Below are 18,223 nucleotides of genomic sequence, written 5' to 3'. Positions count from 1 at the left end.
AGTCCGCGAGAGCTTTAGTAAGTAGTTAAAAAACCAGTAAATTAATTATTAACGGTGTTGGCATTAGTTTTTTTCAAATGAACAAGCTTTAATAAAATTCTTTCCAAAATCTGTTATCTGAAAGTAACTTTTCTTTTTTTCCACTCTTGTAAATGCTTTTGACTCAGTATAGCTCTTGTTTACTTGTTCATATTCATAAATTACAGATAAAGAATCGTAAAGTTTATTGTCCATTTTATGAAGTTGGTGAGAAATGTCAAGAATTCCCATACTTACTAAATTGTCCAAATAAGTATTTATATTTTGGGGAAACATAAGCTTTACATCAGAAGGTAATGAAGTCCCATTTCGAAGGATTTCGTGAAACCCTTTGTTTTCAGTTATATGTGCTCTATAAGAAATGCAAGGAATATAATCCTTATGTAATAAATGTTTTATAATTCTAGCTTCGTCAACGGAAAGACGTTCAATTAATTGTACGAAACTTGGGTGAGCTAAATTCACAGTCTTATTTGAACTAGCTTTGGTGAGTAAACTTGTAAATAAATCGGAAATCTCGTCATTTGTTGTGTAACCTAGTTTATCAATTATTGGAGTTCCAATTTGAGGGTTTACTTCACATAAGTCTTCTTCTGGAATAGTTTCAAGTTTTTCTTTATAATCATTTAATTTCTTTTCAAAGTTTAATTTGAATTTTTCATTTAATAATTTAACAGGTAACAAGAATGCAGTACTAAATTCTAAAACGGTTTCAAGAGCTGTTCCTACTTTTTTAACTCCAGGCTGTGCTAAATCTGTATAAATTGTTGTTAGGACTTGTGGTACATCTTTTACTAATCCAATTAATTCTTTTCCTGCTTCCATTCTGTTTTTCTAAATTAATGCCAACTTGTGTGTATTAAAATAATAGCTTTTGATTAAGATTTACGAATTATTTCTGACAATAATTTTTTGGCACGTAAAAGTTTCACCTTCACATTATTCATAGGTTCGTTTATTTGTTCAGAAATTTCTTTGTAAGATAGTTCTTGAAAATAACGTAATTGAATTATTTCTTGATATTTAGGTTTTAACTGTTTAATATCTCTTAAGAGTTTTGCCAAATTTTGTTCGGTAATAATTTTGTCTTCTGGGCTAGGACTTTCATCAATTACCAAGTAAGCTTTTTCTTCTTGTTCTTTAGAGGTATCTGCTGTTATAGAGATGTTTTTTTTTCTGATTAAATCTATATGAACATTTTTAGAAATTGTAATTATCCAAGTTTTAAATGTGTATTTTTCATTATAAGTATCAATTTTATCAAAAGCTTTAGAAAAAGTTTGGATAGTTATATCTTCTGCTTCGTTTTCACTTTTAGTTCTTTTTAGTTGATAATTATAAACAGAAGACCAAAAAGTATCTAAAAGGTATTTAAAAGCAGATTGATTACCGCTTTTAGCTTTAGAAATATTTACTTTAAGTATATTGTTGTTTATTTCCAATGATTTGGTTTTGACGACAAATTAGTAATAAAAATTGATAAGTGAAATATGAGAAGACCAATTTCTAAAAAAGGCAAGAAAAAAACAATTACAGGTTCTTTTAGTTTTTTAGAAGCAAAACCAATAACTGTAAATTGTACTATATAATAGATTAGTACAATTGGTAATATTATTTGCCAAGAGAAAAAGAAAAATAATAATATTGCTAACAAAAAAAATGAAACTTTAGAAATAAAGAATAAGCCTAAAAAGAACTTAAATTTATTTTTGTAATGATTAGCAGTAGAAATATGTCTTCTTTTTTGACGAAACCACTCTTTAAAATTTTTAGGAGCAATAGATTCTGTAAAACTTTTTTTAGATAAAGAGTAAGTTGTGTTTTTTTTATTAGCTGCATCTTGTATAAATAAATCATCATCACCAGATTTAATCTGTATATGATTTATAAAGCCTTTTACATTAAAAAACTCATTTCTGTTGTATGCTAAATTTCTACCTACAGCCATGTAAGGAGATCCTAATTTAGCATAACTAAAATATTGAATAGCGGTTAAAAGTGTTTCAAATCTAACAAAAAGATTAACTAATTTATTCTCTTTTTTATATTTACCATAACCTAAAACAATTGTTTTCTTTTGCGAAAAATTTCTACTCATTACAGAAATCCAATGTTTAGAAACAGGTTTGCAATCTGCATCAGTAAATAAAAGATGATCGTTTTTTGCAGCTTTAATACCTAAAGTTAGTGCATATTTTTTATTACCCCAAAAAGCTTCAGTATTTTCTACATTAACTATTTTAATATTAGAATGTTGCTTTTGATAAGATTCCATAATATCTAACGTATCATCAAAAGAAGCATCGTTTATTAAAACAATTTCAAAATTAGAATATTCTTGATTTATAATTGAGGGTAAAAATTCTTGAAGGTTTTTAGCTTCGTTTTTAGCGCAAATAATTACAGAAATAGGTACGTTAGAAAAACTATTTCTTTCTTTTTCTTTATCAAATAAAAAAGAAGAAAAGACAAGATAATAAATAATTTGAATTGCTGTAAAAACTACAAATAAGTAGAAAAGTACAGTTAAAATCATTTAGTAAAAAAGTATATTAATTATGTTCTGGTTCAGAACAAGTTTCAAACTGATCTGGTGTTTTACCACAGAAACCACAAGATTCTCCAGTTTTGTTAAGCATCGGATTTTGGCTAGCACAAGTACCTGCAAATTTACCATCTTTTTTTGCCCAAATTTTAATTGCAATCCCTGCAACGCCAAGACCTAGTAACCCTAATGTAAGCAATAATAATTTCATAAAAAGTAATTATAGTGCAAAGATACATATTCTTATTTTCTAATTAAAAAAACTACGGGTAATATTTTATTTGTGACTTTTTAAAAATGGCAGGGTCATAATTTTTGAACTTATTAAACTTTATTTAATGGATACAATTACAAATTCTTTTCAAAGCTTTTACGATTCAATTTCTTCTGGTCTAGGAAATTGGGGGTTACAATTATTAGGTGCAATAGGCGCGTTAATTATAGGTCTGTGGATTATTAGAATAGTAATAAAAGCAATTTCTAAAGTGTTTGAAAAAAGAACAATAGATGAAACTTTACAGCCTTTTTTACTTACAACTTTAGGTTTTTTACTAAAACTTTTGTTAATTATATCTATTGCTGGTATTGTAGGTTTGCCAATGGCTTCTTTTGCCGCTTTATTAGCAGGTGTAGGTGTGGCAATTGGTGCAGCATTTAATGGATCATTAGGGCATGTTGCTTCCGGAATTATGTTGTTAATTTTTAGACCTTTTAAAGTAGGAGATTTAATTAAAACAAATGGTGCGTTTGGTTTTGTAAAAGAAATATCTGTTTTTGTTACTGTTATAGAAACTTTTCAAAATGAAACAGAAATTATTCCTAACTCATCAATAACATCAAATAAAATAACCAATTTAACTAAGGTGGGTAGTTTACGTGTAGATATGCCTTTTGCTATTAGATATGGATCTGATATTAAAAAAGCAAAAGAAATTGTTTTAGATGTTTTAAAAAATGATAAAAACGTTATACAAGAAGCTGCTAAAGCGCCAAGAGTTGCCGTTAATAATTTAGGAAATAATAGTATAGAATTATTGGCTTTACCTTATGTAAAGTGTGAAAATTATTGGGATGTATATTGGGATACTAGACAACAAATTGTAGAGGCTTTAACCAGTGCAAATTTTGAAGCTCCTTTGCCACAAAGAGTTGTAACAATAACTAAATAAAGCAATAGAAAACTATCAGATAAAATTATTTAAAAAAGACTGTTACAAAAAGCAGTCTTTTTTTGTATGTTTACTTTTTTTAAAAATTTGGAAGAACAACAATTTATAAATAACCTTAAAGAAGGAAAACAATCTGCTTATAGCCAGTTAATAACTGATTTTCAGCAAAAAGTTTTTGGTACCTGTATCTCTTTTATTCCAAATAAAGAAGATGCAGAAGATGTTGCCCAAGAAGTTTTTTTAGAAGTATTTAGATCTATAAATAAGTTTAAAGGAGATTCTAAATTATCTACCTGGATTTATAAAATAGCTACAAATAAATGTTTAGAGTTTATAAGGAAAAAAAATACTAAGAAAAGATTTGCTTTTATGCAAACGATTATTGGTAATGAAATTCCTATAGATAAAACAAGTTATTTTACAGAGGTAAATCATCCAGGAATTTTATTAGAAAATAAAGAAAAATCTGCAATTATTTTTAAGGCTATAAATACTTTGCCAGAAGCACAAAGAGTTGTTTTTACATTGGCAAAAATAGATGGTAAAAGCTATCAAGAAATAGTAGAAATTACAGGCAAAAGTTTATCGTCTGTAGAGTCTGTAATGTTTAGAGCAAAGAAGAATTTACAGGTTAAATTAGAAAATTTTTATAAATTAGAAATTTAGCACAAGTTTTTTAAAAAAAATGCATCTAAGTAGTTATTAGTCATTGTTTAGAATAAATAAAGATGGAAAATAAAGAATATATAAATCAGCAAGTAGATGATACTTTTAAAGTATTAGATGCAATAGAAAAGGTTGAGGTAAATCATTTTTTTAAGCATAAAGTTTTACAAAAACTAAATGAAGAAAAAGAAGAAAAGAAATCATTATTATTTTGGTTTACTCCACAATTGCAGTTAGCAACATTATGTATTGTATTGTTATTAAATTTTGGAACAATTTTTTATGTTTTTAATAACTCTACAAGTTCAAATAATTCGTCAACATCAGATATAGAGGCTTTTGCACAAGAGTATTCTCTTCAATCTAGTAGTACTTCTATTTTAAATTAACAATTATGAAATCAAAACTACTACCTATTTTATTAATTTTTTTAGTACTCTTAAATGGTTTTTTAATTTTTATGATAATTAAGAAACCGCATGAAAGTAAAAGAGCGTTTAAAGAAAGAACTTTTTTACCAGAACAATTAAATTTTTCAGAAACTCAAACAGAACAATTTAAAAAGTTAGATAAAGAGCATAGAAGTTTAATGATGAGCTTAGATAAAACAATTATGTCTCAAAAAGATGTTTTATTTAATTCGTTTCAACAAGAAAATTTTAATATCGATTCTCTAACTAATAAAATAGGACTTTTAGAAGCTAAAAAAGAATCTGAAGTTTTTAACTTTTTTAAAAAAGTAAGAACAATTTGTACAGAAGAACAAGCAATAAAGATAGATAAGCTAATAAAACAAGCCATACGAGGTGTTGGTGGAGAAGGAGGTCCTCGTCAAGAAGGTCAAAGAATGCCTCCGCCAAGAGAAGGAGGTATGCAACCCCCTAATGAAGGTATGCCGCCGCCAAGGTAAACCACAATATATATGTACAAAAAAGCTCTGTTAAATTATTAACAGAGCTTTTTTGTTAAAGTAAAGTTAACGTGCACAAGTTTTTTTAAAAACAGACATCTAAACTTTTATAAACTTAAAAAAACAATAAAAAATGAAAAAATCAGCAAATAAATTTTTGGCAATTTTAGGATTAACATTAGCAGTATCAGCAACATCTTATGCACAATCTAACAATTCTGAAGAAAGACCAAAAGGACCACCAACTTTTAAACAACTTTTAAAAGATTTAGACGCAAATGAAGATGGAAAAATTTCTTTAGAAGAAGCAAAAGGTCCATTAAAAGAAGACTTTAAAAAGATTGATAAAGATGAAGATGGTTTTTTATCAGAAGAAGAAATAAAAAATGCTCCAAAACCAGAGAGAAAAGAAAGACCAAGAGATTAATATATTGAATAAAAAATGATGAAAAATTTAAAAGATATAATATTTGCTTCTTTTTTAGTACTAATTATCTTTTCATGTTCGGGAACAGAAGATATTAATACAGATAATAACACAAGTGATGATGATGACGATATTGAAGTAACAATTGACGATACAGATTTTGAAGCAACAGACTGGACAGAAGCAACACATAGTAATGATGTAGAGCCAGATTTTGATGAGGTTTTTGAAGACAATACTGTAAAAAGATTAGACTTTGTTATTACAGAAGAGCGTTGGCAAACTATGTTAGATGATATGACTTCTTTGTACGGAAGTTTTGGAACCGGAAGAGGAAGTTTTTCTGACGATGATGATGATCCAATTTTTGTGCCAGGAGAAGTTTATTATGAAGGCAAACAATGGTACAGAGTTGGTTTGCGTTTTAAAGGAAACTCTAGTTTAGCAAGTTCTTGGTCTAACGGTATATTAAAATTGTCTTTTAAATTAGATTTTGATGAGTTTGAAGATGATTATCCTCAAATAAAAAACCAACGTTTTTACGGCTTTAAAAAATTTAGTCTTAAAAATAACTACAATGATGATTCTATGTTAAGAGAAAAAGTAGCTACAGATGTTTTTAAGAACTATGGTTTAGCAGCATCTAATACCGCTTTTTATACGCTTTATGTAGATCATGGAGATGGACCTGAATATTTTGGATTATATACTTTGGTAGAAGAAGTAGATGATACCGTTATAGACACTCAATTTTCTTCTGGAGACGGTAATTTATATAAACCAGATGGTGATGCAGCTTCTTTTGCTAGTGGTACTTATGATGAAGATGAATTGGTAAAGAAAAATAATGAAGATGAGGCAGATTTTTCTGATGTAGCAAGTTTGTATGATATTATAAATGATGGAAGTAGAACATCTGACCCAGAAACTTGGAGAGCAAATTTAGATGCAGTTTTTGATACAGAAGTTTTCTTAAAATATTTAGCAGTAAATACAGTAATACAAAATTGGGATACTTATGGTAGAATGACACATAATTATTATTTATATAATAGTCCAGAAACCGGTAAGTTAACATGGATTCCTTGGGATAATAACGAAGCTTTACAAACTGGTAATCAGCAAGGAGCTTTACCTTTAAATTTTTCAGGATTAAGTTCATCTAGTTGGCCTTTAATAGGTTATATGTATCAAGATGATGTTTATAAAGAAAAATATGATACCTATGTTAAAGAAGTAATAGAAGGCCCTTTTAATGAGACTACAATGCAAGCTTTATATACAAGTTATCAAACTTTAGTTGAAGAGTATGCAACTTCAGAAGTTAGTGGATACACATTTTTAAATAGTAGTTCTAGTTTTTACTCTGCAATAAGCACATTAAAATCTCATGTAACCTCTAGAACTACGGCGGTAAATAATTATTTAGATTAAAGTAAAGAAATAAATAAATTTTTGGTTTGGTTAATTTTGGCTTCATGAGAAATCATGAGGCCTTTTTTTAAAAAAAAATATTTACAATTACCGCAAGTTAAATTTATATAAATCATCTAAATAAGTATAAAATAAAAAAAATGCAAAAGATATATTTTATTTCGGTTATTACAATTTGTGTTTTGTTAAGTGGTTGTAAAACACAGAAAGCAAGTCATACACACTCACATAATGGTGTTTCAGATCATACTCATTTAGAAAATGATTATTTTGATTCTTATAGTCTTATAGATGAAAATTTTGGCACAAAAACCATTGTAACAGTAAATAATGGAGTTAGAACTATGGTAACTAATTCTTTACCAAATCATAAAACGGGAGAGTTTCCTAGAAAAGGAAACCCTAACACTATTTCTGCTCAAAATAGAACCTATACATTTTCTACAACACCAAAGTTAAATGATAAACCAACATGGGTTAGAGAACCGGGTGTTGCTTTAAATGGAGTAAAGTTTGAGCCAGGTACAGCAGAAGTTGTTGTTTGTGAAACTGGAGAAAACTATAGAGTAGAAGCTTTACAAGATGTTATAGACTTGGGTTTAGATTTTAATCATGCACATGTACAACCAACAGGAGCTTATCATTATCATGGTACACCAACATCTGTTATAGAAGATTTAGATACAGGTAAAGATTTAGTACATATTGGTTTTGCACATGATGGTTTTCCTATTTATTACTCTAAAAGCGGTGCCTATAAATCTAGTTATAAATTATTAGATGGTACAAGAGAAGGAGAAGATTGTAACTATACAAACCCTAAACAATCAATAAGTATTTCAGTTGATGGACATCATGACGGAACTTATGGTTCTGATTTTGAATACGTGGTAGGTTACGGAGATTTAGACGAATGTAACGGAACTACAATAGATGGTGAATATGTTTATTTAGTAACTAACGAGTTTCCTTATATAAGTAGATGTTTAATGGGAGAGGTTAAAGAAGAAGAACGAAAAGGGCCACCTGCAAATGGTAGACAACAAGGCCAAAGAGGGCAAGGTGAAAATAGAAGACAACCAAGAAGTTTTAGTGAATTGTTAGATGTTATGGATGTTAATAAAGACGGAAAGTTAGCTAAAGAAGAAGTAAAAGGACCTTTAACAGATCAGTTTTCTAGATTAGATGCCAATAATGATGGTTTTCTAACAAAAGAAGAATTAGAAAAAGGAAGAAGATAATATTTTATCAATAATAATATTTAAAATAACCAACAAAGAAATGAAAAACCAATTTATAAAAACAACAGCTTTTTTAGGAATATTATTTTCAATAATTATTTCATGTACATCAGATAATGAATCTGATTTAGATATAGACACAAGTACAGATGATGGAGTTTTAACAGAATTACATGCTGCATTTGCAGAATTTAATACAGATGCTACAGATATTTATTTATCTAACGGAGGTACTACAGTAACTATAGAAACAACAGGTTTGCCAGATCATGAAACTGTTTATTGGGGAGAAGGAAATGATTTGTATTTAGATGAGCCAGATGTACAAACTACTCCTTCTGTAATGTCTAGTAACAATAACGCAGTAACAATAACAGTAGATGCAACACCTAATTTAACAGGTAGTACAGTTAGTACAGAGTTAAATACAATTGGTATTGCTGTTAGTGGAGCTTCTATTTTTAATGATCAAGAAGGAAATGGAGCTTTAGATGCCGCAGCAGGAAGTTTAGATTGGACAGGCGGACACATTGGTCCGGGTGTTTATCATTATCATTTAGAGCCAAAGGCTTTTTCATATGACGATTCTAATTTAGTAGGTATTTTATTAGATGGTGTTTTTATTTATGGAAGAAGAGATTATCCATCAAATGAATATCCAACAGATTTAGATGCGTCTGGTGGTCATTTTGGTCCAACACAACATAATCCTGATGGAGAATATCATTATCATATTATTAATGAATTGTATTCTACTACGGGTTCTTATATCTTGTTCGAAGGTCCTTACCAAGGTTATTAAAATGAAGGTTTCTAAAATAATTTTATTGTTAATTTTTATTGTTGGTTGTAAAACAGCTAATAAAGAAAAAACGGTTTCAATAAATAAAATAATAGAAATAGACCAAAATAATATTGTACATAAAGACAGTTTAATTTTAAACGGTAACCAGGGTAATTGGTATTATAAAAATAAATTATATAATGGTTTTGCTGTAAAATATTACTCTAACGGAATTTTAAAAGAGAAAACAGGTTTTTATAATGGTAAAAAACAAGGTGCTTATAAAGTTTGGTTTAATAATGGCGTTTTAAAGTTAGAATCTCATTATCATCAAAACACATTAGAAGGCAGTTATAAAACTTGGTGGGTAAATGGTGTTTTATCTTCTACTGTAAAATTTGTAAAAGGAAAAAAAGAAGGAGAAGAAAAACAATGGTATAGTGATGGAAGTTTATCTAAACAAAGAAATTTAGTAAACGGAAAAGAGAATGGTATACAAAAAGGTTGGTTAAAAAACGGAAAGATATACATTAATTACGAGGCTAAAAACGGAAGAACTTTTGGTATGAAACGTGCTAATTTATGTTATCAATTAAAGAATGAAGAAGTTGAAGAAAGTAAAAAAATATAGTTTTTTATCATTAATAATTTTATCTCTTATTGTTGGTTGTAAAAAAAATAACCATAAAGAAATAACTAGTAAAATAGAGGTGTTACCTTATTATAAAGAAGCATCATTTACACCAAATTGGTTGGATAAAAAGAATGATAATTTAAGTGATTTTCATAAAATTCCAGATTTTAATTTAATAGATCAAAACGGAAATAAAATTACAAGTAAAACATTCGAAAATAAAATTTATGTAGCAGATTTTTTCTTTACAACTTGTCCGGGTATTTGCCCAATGATGACAAAGAATATGAATTTGGTTCAAGAAGCTTTTAAAGATGATAATTCTGTTTTAATGCTTTCGCATTCTGTAACACCAACAAAAGATTCAGTTTCTCAACTTAAAAACTATGCAAAAGAACATAATATTGGTAAAAATTGGCATTTAGTTACGGGTGATAAAAAAGAGATTTACGATTTAGGTAGAAAATCTTATTTTATAGAAGAAGACTTAGGAGAACCAAAAGGAATTGATGATTTTTTACATACAGAAAACTTTATCCTTATTGATAAAAATAAACATATAAGAGGTATTTATAATGGTTTAAGTAAAAATTCTGTAAAACAGTTAATAGCAGATATAAAAACATTACAATTAGAAATTTAGTATTGGGAGATATTATTTTTAACAGCCTCATTAAGCAGTTGATGAGGTTGTTTTTTTTACTTTTTTTCAATAAAAATTTATAAAAATTTATCACAAGTTTTTTTTAAGAAAATAGTCTAAATAGATATCTAATTAAAATATATATAATGAAAAAAATACCTTTAAGAATTAGCGTATTAATGTGTACAATTTTGTGGTTTAGTAATTGCTCATCAGAATACACTACAACATCCGAAGAAGATGTTGATGATACTTCTGCAACAAACGAAGTAGTAAATGATGATTATACAGTTGGGTTAAGGTTAAATACAGAAGATGCTTATGATGGCTATACGCTATTTGCACCTATTTTAAGCACCACAACTTATTTGTTAGACAATTGCGGAGAAGAGGTGTATAGTTGGCCTTCTAATTACGAACCTTCACATTCTGTGTACCTTTTAGAAAATGGTTATTTGTTAAGAACGGGTAATGACAATAATTCTAGCTTTAACGCAGGTGGACGAGGAGGAATTATAGAAATGATAAATGCAGATGGAGAGGTGGTTTGGGATTACACAATATCTACTACTACAGAATGTCAGCATCACGATGTAGAATATATGCAAAACGGAAATATTTTAGTAATCGCTTGGGATAAAAAAACTTCTTCTGAGGTAGAGAATTTAGGAAGAACAGATGATATATCAGAATTATGGTCAGAAAAAATCATCGAAATTAAACCTGATATTACTAGTGGTACAGCAGAAATTGTTTGGGAGTGGTATGCAACAGACCATACAATACAAGATGAGAATGATGCGCTATCAAATTTTGGTGTTGTAGCTGATCATCCAGAGTTGTTAGATATCAATTTTAATTATGATAGTGATGAAGAAGAAGATTGGTTGCATTTTAATGGAATTGATTATAACGAAGAGTTAGATCAAATTTTGGTAAGTAGCAGAAGTTATAGCGAGTTTTATATTATAGATCATTCTACAACAACAGAAGAAGCCGCATCACATAGTGGAGGTACTTTTAATAAAGGTGGAGATATTTTATATAGATGGGGAAACCCACAAACTTATGATATGGGAGATGAAGGAGATCAAAAATTATTTGTACAACACAATGCAAATTGGATAGAAGATAGTTATACAGATGGCGGAATGGTAATAGTTTTTAATAACCAAGCAGGTAATAGTTACTCTACTGTAGATGTAATAGATACAGAAGTTAATGCAGATGGTTCTTATACTCTTACAAATGGGGTTTATGGAGCATCAGATTTTCAGTGGACTTATTCTGCAGATTCACCAACAGATATGTACTCTGCTTATATATCTGGTGCAACAAGACTGCCAAATGGTAATACTTTAATTTGTGTTGGTGCTACTGGTTATTTTACAGAAGTAAATTATGAAGGAGAAACGGTGTGGGAGTATGTAAATCCGGTTGGTTCTTCTGGTGCAACAACTCAATATACTTCTATTAATGATGGTAGCAATAGAGTTTTTAGAGCAGAAAAGTATGCTAAAGACTTTAAAGGATTAGAAGATTATACTTTAACATCTAAAGGAACTATAGAAAGTGGTTCTGATTACGATTGTTCTTTATAAAATTTTTTTTTGGTTTGATTAGTAAAAAGGCTTTGTGAGAAATCATAAAGTCTTTTTTTACTATTATAAGCAGTAAGATTATCTGAATTTTTAAGATGTTTAACAGAATAATTTAAACAAAAATTAGAAATAAAAAACTCATCAAATAAACGATGAGTTTTTTATTTGCATTTTTTTAACATATCAACAACAAGTTTTGCAAAAGAACATCATCTAAATAAAAGTAACAATTTAATAACGATTACTTAATATTTAATCTAATATGTCTAAAAATGTAGAAACTATTATCAAAAAATTTGCAGCTATCTCATTAGATGAAATGAATAGTGTTGCTTTAATGAAAAGAACAGATACAAAGTTTGTTATTAATAAAACTCAATTAATATCAGTATTACAAAATTTAGATACACATTATAGAGTCTTAGAAATTAATAATGATAGAATTATGAGTTATTCTTCTTTGTATTTTGATACTAATGATAATAAATTTTACAACGACCACCATAACGGAAAAAATAATAGAACCAAAATTAGACAACGTAAATACATAGAATCTAATCTTTGTTTTTTAGAGATAAAGCAAAAAAACGGAAAAGGAGAAACTAATAAAACTAGAATTCCGGTGAAAGATTTTGAGTGGAATTTAACAGAATCATCTAAAGAATTTATTGCAGAAACTACTAATGAAACTTACAATTTAGTACCAAGTCTATTAAATAAGTTTAACAGAATAACACTTGTAAATTTAAAAAGTAAAGAAAGAGTTACGTTAGACTTAAATTTATCATACAAAATAAACGAATTAGAAAAAAAGTATGAAGATTTGGTAGTTGTAGAGGTAAAACAAGAACGTTTTAATAGAACTTCTAAAATAGTTAAATCATTAAAATCAATTAAGCAAAATCCATACAGTATAAGTAAATATTGTATTGGTATGGTTAGCCTTTATAATGATTTAAAATACAATGTTTTTAAGAAAAAACTAATTAAAATTAATAATATAATAGCTTAATATGGAATTTTTAGACATACCCTTATTTGATGATGATTTTTTTAAAATGTTGTTTAGATTTACTTTAAACTTTATCTTTTTAACTATAATTATTAGGTTTATTTATTATCCAGATTCAAAAAGAAAAGATTACGTTTTTACTTACTATTTAATTAGTATTATTGTCTTTTTTCTATGTTTTACATTAAAAAAATACGAAATGGATATTGGAATGGCTTTAGGACTTTTTGCTATTTTTGGTATTATCAGATATCGTACAAACCCTGTAGATATTAAAGAAATGACCTATTTGTTTGTGGTAATTGGTGTTTCTATCATTAACTCTTTAGCCAATAAAAAAATGAGTTATGCAGAAATTCTTTCAGCAAATATTTTTATCATATCTGTCTTAGTTATCATAGAAAAATATTGGGCTTTAAAACAAGTGGTTTCTAAAACTATTATCTATGAAAATATAGAAAACATTAAACCAGAAAACTATGATATTTTAAAAACAGATTTAGAAGAAAGAACTGGTTTATCAATAAATAAAGTAAATATTGGTGATGTAGATTTCTTAAGAGATATTGCTACTTTAACCATATTTTATTACAAAAATAAGTAACATTTTAAATTAACAAATAATATAAGTAAGAGAACTATGTCTAAAATAAATAAAAGGATATTTTTTAAATTGATGCTAATAAATATTGCATTATTTTCTAATTTAAACTATGCACAAACAGGAGAAAAAGATTGGGAATCTTGGGGGACAATAGGGGTTGGATATAGCCTTAAAAAATGGGATTTTAATGTAGAGCAACAATATAGATTAAAAGAAAATTTCTCTGAAACAGATAGCTACTTTACTCAATTTGGTGTGGAGTATGAAATTTTTAAAAATTTTAAATTAGGTGCAGCAGCTAGGTATATTAGTTTTAACGACAATGTAGGTGCAATACAAGGATATGAAAAGCATTTTAGATTTCAGTTTGATGGAATATATAAACATAAAATAAAAAATCTAGAGTTAGGTTATAGGTTCCGTTATCAAAATAAAAATGAATTAGGGATTTCTCCTGATGATGGAGATAACCCAAAACATACTTTCCGTTTAAGAACTTCTTTAGAGTATAATTTTGCAAATTGGAAACTAGATCCTAAGGTTTCAGCAGAAATTTTTAATCGTTACGAAGAAGATGGTGATGTAAATACTTATAATAAATACAGACTTACTGTAGGTACAGATTATAAGGTTGAAAATATTGGAAAATTTGGAGTTTTCTACAGATTTGAGAAAGAGATGAATGTGGATTTACCAGAAGTTACTAACATTATTGGCTTAAAGTATAATTATACTTTTAAATAATATTTAGTACGCTAACTTAAAATATTTTTTTTTGATTTGGATAGTAAAAGGCTTTATGAGAAATCGTAAAGCCTTTTCGTTTAATTAACAATATTAACTTCAATCTCTAAAGAAATATTAAATTTTTCTAAAATTGTTTCTTTAATTTTTTTAGCAAGCTGATAAATTTCTTCTCCAGATGCATTACCATAATTTACTAAAACTAAGGCTTGCTTATCATGTACACCGTAATTACCAAAGCGTTTGCCTTTAAAACCAGCTTGCTCTATTAACCAGCCAGCAGGTACTTTAATTTCGGTGTCAGAAATTTTGTAACTAGGTATTGTTGGATATTTTTTTTCTAGTTCTAAAAACTGACTTTTAAAAATTACAGGGTTTTTAAAAAAACTACCACTATTTCCTATTTCTTTAGGATCTGGTAATTTAGATTTTCTAATAGCTATTACAGCATCAGAAATATTTTTTAATGTAGGTTTTGTAATGTTTTTAGAAGCTAACTCTGTTTCTATAGCTCCGTAAGAAGAGTTTATATTATGCTTCTTTTTTGTGAGTTGAAAACAAACAGAAGTAATAATATATTTTCCTTTTACGGTGTTTTTAAAAATAGAATTTCTATAACCAAAATTACAATCTTCATTAGAAAATGTAACTAATTTTTCGGTTTCAATTTCTACGGCTTCTACTTTTGTAATCGTGTCTTTAACTTCTACACCATAAGCACCAATATTTTGTATTGGGCAAGTACCAACATTACCTGGTATTAAAGAAAGGTTTTCAATTCCTCCAAAATTATTATCAACAGACCAAAGAACAAAATCGTGCCAATTTTCACCAGCATTAACAGTTATGTAAACATTATTTTGGTCTTCTCTATCAATAGAAATTCCTTTAATATTAATATGTACAACCAATTTATCAATATCTTTAGTTAGTAACATATTACTTCCTCCAGAAATGATAAAAATGTCTTTTTCTACTTTTAAAAGTTGTTGCAGTTGGTAAACAGAATCTATAGAAATAAAACGTTTGGCATTTACAGAAATACCAAACGTATTATATTCTTTAAGAGATATGTTTTTTAAAATCTTCAATTATTTATTGTATTCAGTTAATGCTTTGCCTAATATTTCTACAGATTTAATTAAATCTTCTTTATTTAGAACATACGCCATTCTTATTTGGTTTTTACCTTCACCCTCGGTAGAATAAAATCCGCTAGCTGGTGCAACCATAACTGTTTCGTTATTGTAATTAAATTTTTCTAATAACCATTGTGCAAAATCATCAGAATCTTTTACAGGCAATTCTGCAACACAATAAAAAGCACCTTTAGGGTTGGCAACTTTTACACCTTCTATTTTATTTAGTTCTGTAATTAAAGTATTTCTTCTTTCTACATATTCTTCAATCACTTCATCAAAATAACTTTGTGGAGTTTCTAAAGCAGCTTCACTTGCAATTAGTGCATAAGTTGGCGGACTTAAACGTGCTTGGGCAAATTTAATAGCTGTTTTTATAAAAGCATCATTTTTAGAAACAATACAACCAATTCTTGCACCACACATACTGTAGCGTTTAGAAACAGAATCTATTACAATTGCGTTTTCTTCTAAACCATCAACAGACATTACAGAAGTATGTTGTAAACCATCGTAGGTAAATTCTCTGTAAACTTCATCTGCAATTAAAAATAAATCGTGTTTTAAAACAATTTCTTTTAGTTTTAAAATTTCTTCAGGAGAATATAAATATCCTGTAGGATTACCAGGATTACATATTAAAATAGCTTTTGTGTTTTTTGTGATTAACTTCTCAAACTCTTCAATTTTTGGCAAGGCAAAATTATCTTCAATTTTAGAAATTACAGGTACTACAGTTACACCAGAAGCTGTAGAAAAACCGTTGTAATTAGCGTAAAAAGGCTCTGGTATTATAATTTCATCACCCGGATCTGTAATACTACCAATAGTAAAAAGTAAGGCTTCAGAACCACCAGTTGTAGCAATAATGTTATCTGCAGTAACATTAATCTTATTTTTTACATAATAATCTGCCAATTTAGTTCTGTATTCTTCAGAACCTTCAGAACGTGCATAAGACAGAGTTTCTATATTGTTATTTTTAACAGCGTCTAAAGCAACTTGAGGAGTTTTAATATCTGGCTGCCCAATGTTTAAATGAAAAACTTTTGTTCCTCTTTTTTTTGCATCTTCTGCAAATGGTACCAATTTTCTAATTGGCGATTGTGGCATTTTAATTCCTTTTTGTGATATAGAAGGCATATTAATTTTTTTTAATTAGTATATGCGAATTTCCGAAAATATATTTTATTTCTACACTATAATTAAAGAATCTTTAGTGATGGTTTTTATCAAAGTTTAAATAATAACGTCTTTTTTTTGTATATTATTAAAAACTTTTAATCATTTTTCTTGAAAAGAACATTTTTACCCTTTATTATTTTATTATTTGCTATTTCTTTTAAAGTTAAAGCACAGAAAGGGTATGGTTTTTTAAAAAATGATATAAAAAAGGAACGTATAAAATTTGAATTGATTAATAATTTGATTGTTATCGATTTAATGGTAAATGGAAATCAATTATCTTTTATTTTAGATTCTGGCGCAGGCAAAACGATTCTTTTTAATTTACCTGGTAAAAAAATACCTAGCCTTAAGAATGTAAAAAAAGTAAAACTAAGAGGTTTGGGTAAAGGGAGCTCTGTAGATGCTTTATTGTCTTATAATAATAACGTTTCTATTAAAAATGTTATCAATAAAAATGAAACTATTTATGTGGTTTTAAAAGATAATTTTGATTTTTCTAGTAAAATGGGAAAAACAATTCATGGTATTATTGGTTATAATATTTTAAGGAATTTTATTGTTAAAATAAATTATAAAACAAAGAATATTGTTTTTTACAATCCTAAAAAATACTCTTATAAAGAGTGTTTTAGATGTGAAGTATTTCCGCTTCAAATTTTTAGAAAAAAACCTTATATAGAAGCAGAGGTGCAGTTAGATACAATTAATAATAGCTTTAAAAAAGTAAAAATGTTGATAGATTCTGGTGGAAGTGATGCTTTATGGCTTTTTGAAGATGCAAAAAAAGGGATAAAAACACCGAATCGGTTTTTTAATGACATTTTAGGCGAAGGTTTAAGTGGTGTTATTTATGGTAATAGAAGTAGAGTGCCAAAAATTAAAATAGGTTCTTTTAATGTTATAAAACCAACTGTTTCTTTTTTAGATTCTATATCAACAAAAAATGCTAGAAAATTTAAAGAAAGAGAAGGCAGTATTGGTGCAAGTATTTTAAAAAGATTTAAAGTTTGGTTTGATTATCCAAATCAAAAAATAATGCTAAAAAAACAAAAATCTTTATCTAAAGAATTTAATTACAATATGTCTGGTTTAGAAGTTGTTTACAGCGGAAAAGAATTGGTGAAAGAAGAAAAAAAAATGAGTAATGGTTATAATAATAGAGAAGACAATAGTGGTTTTTCTATAAACGTAATAAGTAGTTTTTCTTATAAATTTAAACCTAGATTTAAAATTAAAAGTGTTTTAAAAAACTCTGCAGCAGAAAAAAGTGGATTATTAAAAGATGATATTATTGTAAAAATTAACAATAAACCAGCACATGACTATACTTTAAGTTCTATTACCGCAAAATTTCAAGAAAAAGCGAATAAAAAAATTACTATAACAGTAAATAGAAATGATAAAATCTTAAAATTTGAATTTAGATTACAAAAAAAGATATAA

Annotated in this window: 21 protein-coding genes; 15 read left to right on the top strand and 6 right to left on the bottom strand. The window is 27.7% G+C overall.

Going from position 1 to position 18,223, the window contains the following annotated elements; all coding sequences use genetic code 11:
• Positions 1-63: 63 nt before the first annotated feature.
• From KI686_RS03655 to KI686_RS03640, 4 genes are read right to left on the bottom strand one after another with little or no spacing between them, the layout of a single operon-like run.
• Entirely contained in the window at positions 64-864 is an 801-nt protein-coding gene (locus tag KI686_RS03655) for a DUF4393 domain-containing protein (protein ID WP_237587916.1), read from the bottom strand.
• A gap of 53 nt (positions 865-917) precedes the next feature.
• Positions 918-1,481: an RNA polymerase sigma factor gene (locus tag KI686_RS03650; protein WP_237587915.1), complete on the bottom strand. Its 564-nt coding sequence runs from the start codon at positions 1,479-1,481 to the stop codon at positions 918-920.
• Positions 1,472-2,575, bottom strand: a complete 1,104-nt coding sequence (locus tag KI686_RS03645; protein ID WP_237587914.1) for a glycosyltransferase — start codon at positions 2,573-2,575, stop codon at positions 1,472-1,474. The genes KI686_RS03650 and KI686_RS03645 overlap by 10 nt, the downstream gene beginning before the upstream one ends.
• A 16-nt stretch (positions 2,576-2,591) precedes the next feature.
• Positions 2,592-2,795 (bottom strand): membrane or secreted protein, encoded by a 204-nt coding sequence (locus KI686_RS03640; protein ID WP_237587913.1) that lies wholly within the window; start codon positions 2,793-2,795, stop codon positions 2,592-2,594.
• A gap of 127 nt (positions 2,796-2,922) precedes the next feature.
• Between KI686_RS03640 and KI686_RS03635 the strand changes: the two genes are divergently transcribed.
• From KI686_RS03635 to KI686_RS03570, 14 genes are all read left to right on the top strand, one after another.
• Positions 2,923-3,753 (top strand): mechanosensitive ion channel family protein, encoded by an 831-nt coding sequence (locus tag KI686_RS03635; protein ID WP_237587912.1) that lies wholly within the window; start codon positions 2,923-2,925, stop codon positions 3,751-3,753.
• An 87-nt stretch (positions 3,754-3,840) separates the two neighbouring features.
• On the top strand, positions 3,841-4,419 hold the full coding sequence (locus KI686_RS03630; RefSeq protein ID WP_237587911.1) for an RNA polymerase sigma factor: 579 nt from the start codon (positions 3,841-3,843) through the stop codon (positions 4,417-4,419).
• Positions 4,420-4,481: 62 nt separating this feature from the next.
• The gene (locus KI686_RS03625) at positions 4,482-4,808 is read left to right on the top strand and encodes a hypothetical protein (protein ID WP_237587910.1); all 327 of its coding nucleotides are present in this window, start codon (positions 4,482-4,484) and stop codon (positions 4,806-4,808) included.
• A gap of 5 nt (positions 4,809-4,813) precedes the next feature.
• Positions 4,814-5,329: a Spy/CpxP family protein refolding chaperone gene (locus tag KI686_RS03620; protein ID WP_237587909.1), complete on the top strand. Its 516-nt coding sequence runs from the start codon at positions 4,814-4,816 to the stop codon at positions 5,327-5,329.
• A 133-nt stretch (positions 5,330-5,462) separates the two neighbouring features.
• Positions 5,463-5,756, top strand: coding sequence for an EF-hand domain-containing protein (locus KI686_RS03615; RefSeq protein ID WP_237587908.1), 294 nt, complete (start codon positions 5,463-5,465; stop codon positions 5,754-5,756).
• 15 nt (positions 5,757-5,771) lie between these two features.
• Positions 5,772-7,190: a CotH kinase family protein gene (locus tag KI686_RS03610; RefSeq protein WP_237587907.1), complete on the top strand. Its 1,419-nt coding sequence runs from the start codon at positions 5,772-5,774 to the stop codon at positions 7,188-7,190.
• A 140-nt stretch (positions 7,191-7,330) separates the two neighbouring features.
• Complete coding sequence (locus tag KI686_RS03605; RefSeq protein WP_237587906.1) at positions 7,331-8,431, top strand: YHYH protein; 1,101 nt, start codon at positions 7,331-7,333, stop codon at positions 8,429-8,431.
• Between the two features lie 40 nt (positions 8,432-8,471).
• On the top strand, positions 8,472-9,233 hold the full coding sequence (locus tag KI686_RS03600; protein WP_237587905.1) for a YHYH protein: 762 nt from the start codon (positions 8,472-8,474) through the stop codon (positions 9,231-9,233).
• A 1-nt stretch (position 9,234) separates the two neighbouring features.
• On the top strand, positions 9,235-9,846 hold the full coding sequence (locus tag KI686_RS03595) for a toxin-antitoxin system YwqK family antitoxin (RefSeq protein WP_237587904.1): 612 nt from the start codon (positions 9,235-9,237) through the stop codon (positions 9,844-9,846).
• Entirely contained in the window at positions 9,815-10,492 is a 678-nt protein-coding gene (locus KI686_RS03590) for an SCO family protein (protein ID WP_237587903.1), read from the top strand. The genes KI686_RS03595 and KI686_RS03590 overlap by 32 nt, the downstream gene beginning before the upstream one ends.
• Before the next feature lie 146 nt (positions 10,493-10,638).
• Positions 10,639-12,093 carry an aryl-sulfate sulfotransferase gene (locus KI686_RS03585; protein WP_237587902.1) on the top strand — a complete coding sequence of 485 codons (1,455 nt, stop codon included), beginning with the start codon at positions 10,639-10,641 and terminating at the stop codon, positions 12,091-12,093.
• Positions 12,094-12,355: 262 nt separating this feature from the next.
• Complete coding sequence (locus KI686_RS03580; RefSeq protein ID WP_237587901.1) at positions 12,356-13,105, top strand: polyphosphate polymerase domain-containing protein; 750 nt, start codon at positions 12,356-12,358, stop codon at positions 13,103-13,105.
• A 1-nt stretch (position 13,106) separates the two neighbouring features.
• A complete protein-coding gene (locus tag KI686_RS03575; protein WP_237587900.1) occupies positions 13,107-13,709 on the top strand; it encodes a DUF4956 domain-containing protein in 603 nt (200 codons plus the stop codon).
• Positions 13,710-13,781: 72 nt separating this feature from the next.
• Entirely contained in the window at positions 13,782-14,453 is a 672-nt protein-coding gene (locus tag KI686_RS03570) for a DUF2490 domain-containing protein (RefSeq protein WP_237587899.1), read from the top strand.
• An 80-nt stretch (positions 14,454-14,533) separates the two neighbouring features.
• On the opposite strand, the gene murB is transcribed toward KI686_RS03570, so the two are convergent.
• Positions 14,534-15,544 (bottom strand): UDP-N-acetylmuramate dehydrogenase, encoded by a 1,011-nt coding sequence (murB, locus tag KI686_RS03565; RefSeq protein ID WP_237587898.1) that lies wholly within the window; start codon positions 15,542-15,544, stop codon positions 14,534-14,536.
• Positions 15,545-16,735 (bottom strand): pyridoxal phosphate-dependent aminotransferase, encoded by a 1,191-nt coding sequence (locus KI686_RS03560; protein WP_237587897.1) that lies wholly within the window; start codon positions 16,733-16,735, stop codon positions 15,545-15,547.
• Positions 16,736-16,885: 150 nt separating this feature from the next.
• On the opposite strand from KI686_RS03560, the gene KI686_RS03555 reads away from it, so the two are divergent.
• Positions 16,886-18,223, top strand: coding sequence for an aspartyl protease family protein (locus tag KI686_RS03555; protein ID WP_237587896.1), 1,338 nt, complete (start codon positions 16,886-16,888; stop codon positions 18,221-18,223).

The organism is Polaribacter sargassicola (genome assembly GCF_021991835.1).
GTDB lineage: Bacteria > Bacteroidota > Bacteroidia > Flavobacteriales > Flavobacteriaceae > Polaribacter > Polaribacter sargassicola.
The sequence above is the reverse complement of the archived record's forward strand: the minus strand, read 5'-3'. Positions and strand labels throughout refer to the sequence as shown.

Coding starts and splice junctions, on each gene's coding strand:
- KI686_RS03655 (WP_237587916.1), bottom strand. CDS start 864: ATGGAAGCAGGAAAAGAATTAATTGGATTAGTAAAAGATGTACCACAA.
- KI686_RS03645 (WP_237587914.1), bottom strand. CDS start 2,575: ATGATTTTAACTGTACTTTTCTACTTATTTGTAGTTTTTACAGCAATT.
- KI686_RS03640 (WP_237587913.1), bottom strand. CDS start 2,795: ATGAAATTATTATTGCTTACATTAGGGTTACTAGGTCTTGGCGTTGCA.
- KI686_RS03635 (WP_237587912.1), top strand. CDS start 2,923: ATGGATACAATTACAAATTCTTTTCAAAGCTTTTACGATTCAATTTCT.
- KI686_RS03625 (WP_237587910.1), top strand. CDS start 4,482: ATGGAAAATAAAGAATATATAAATCAGCAAGTAGATGATACTTTTAAA.
- KI686_RS03620 (WP_237587909.1), top strand. CDS start 4,814: ATGAAATCAAAACTACTACCTATTTTATTAATTTTTTTAGTACTCTTA.
- KI686_RS03615 (WP_237587908.1), top strand. CDS start 5,463: ATGAAAAAATCAGCAAATAAATTTTTGGCAATTTTAGGATTAACATTA.
- KI686_RS03610 (WP_237587907.1), top strand. CDS start 5,772: ATGATGAAAAATTTAAAAGATATAATATTTGCTTCTTTTTTAGTACTA.
- KI686_RS03605 (WP_237587906.1), top strand. CDS start 7,331: ATGCAAAAGATATATTTTATTTCGGTTATTACAATTTGTGTTTTGTTA.
- KI686_RS03600 (WP_237587905.1), top strand. CDS start 8,472: ATGAAAAACCAATTTATAAAAACAACAGCTTTTTTAGGAATATTATTT.
- KI686_RS03595 (WP_237587904.1), top strand. CDS start 9,235: ATGAAGGTTTCTAAAATAATTTTATTGTTAATTTTTATTGTTGGTTGT.
- KI686_RS03590 (WP_237587903.1), top strand. CDS start 9,815: ATGAAGAAGTTGAAGAAAGTAAAAAAATATAGTTTTTTATCATTAATA.
- KI686_RS03585 (WP_237587902.1), top strand. CDS start 10,639: ATGAAAAAAATACCTTTAAGAATTAGCGTATTAATGTGTACAATTTTG.
- KI686_RS03580 (WP_237587901.1), top strand. CDS start 12,356: ATGTCTAAAAATGTAGAAACTATTATCAAAAAATTTGCAGCTATCTCA.
- KI686_RS03575 (WP_237587900.1), top strand. CDS start 13,107: ATGGAATTTTTAGACATACCCTTATTTGATGATGATTTTTTTAAAATG.
- KI686_RS03570 (WP_237587899.1), top strand. CDS start 13,782: ATGCTAATAAATATTGCATTATTTTCTAATTTAAACTATGCACAAACA.
- KI686_RS03560 (WP_237587897.1), bottom strand. CDS start 16,735: ATGCCTTCTATATCACAAAAAGGAATTAAAATGCCACAATCGCCAATT.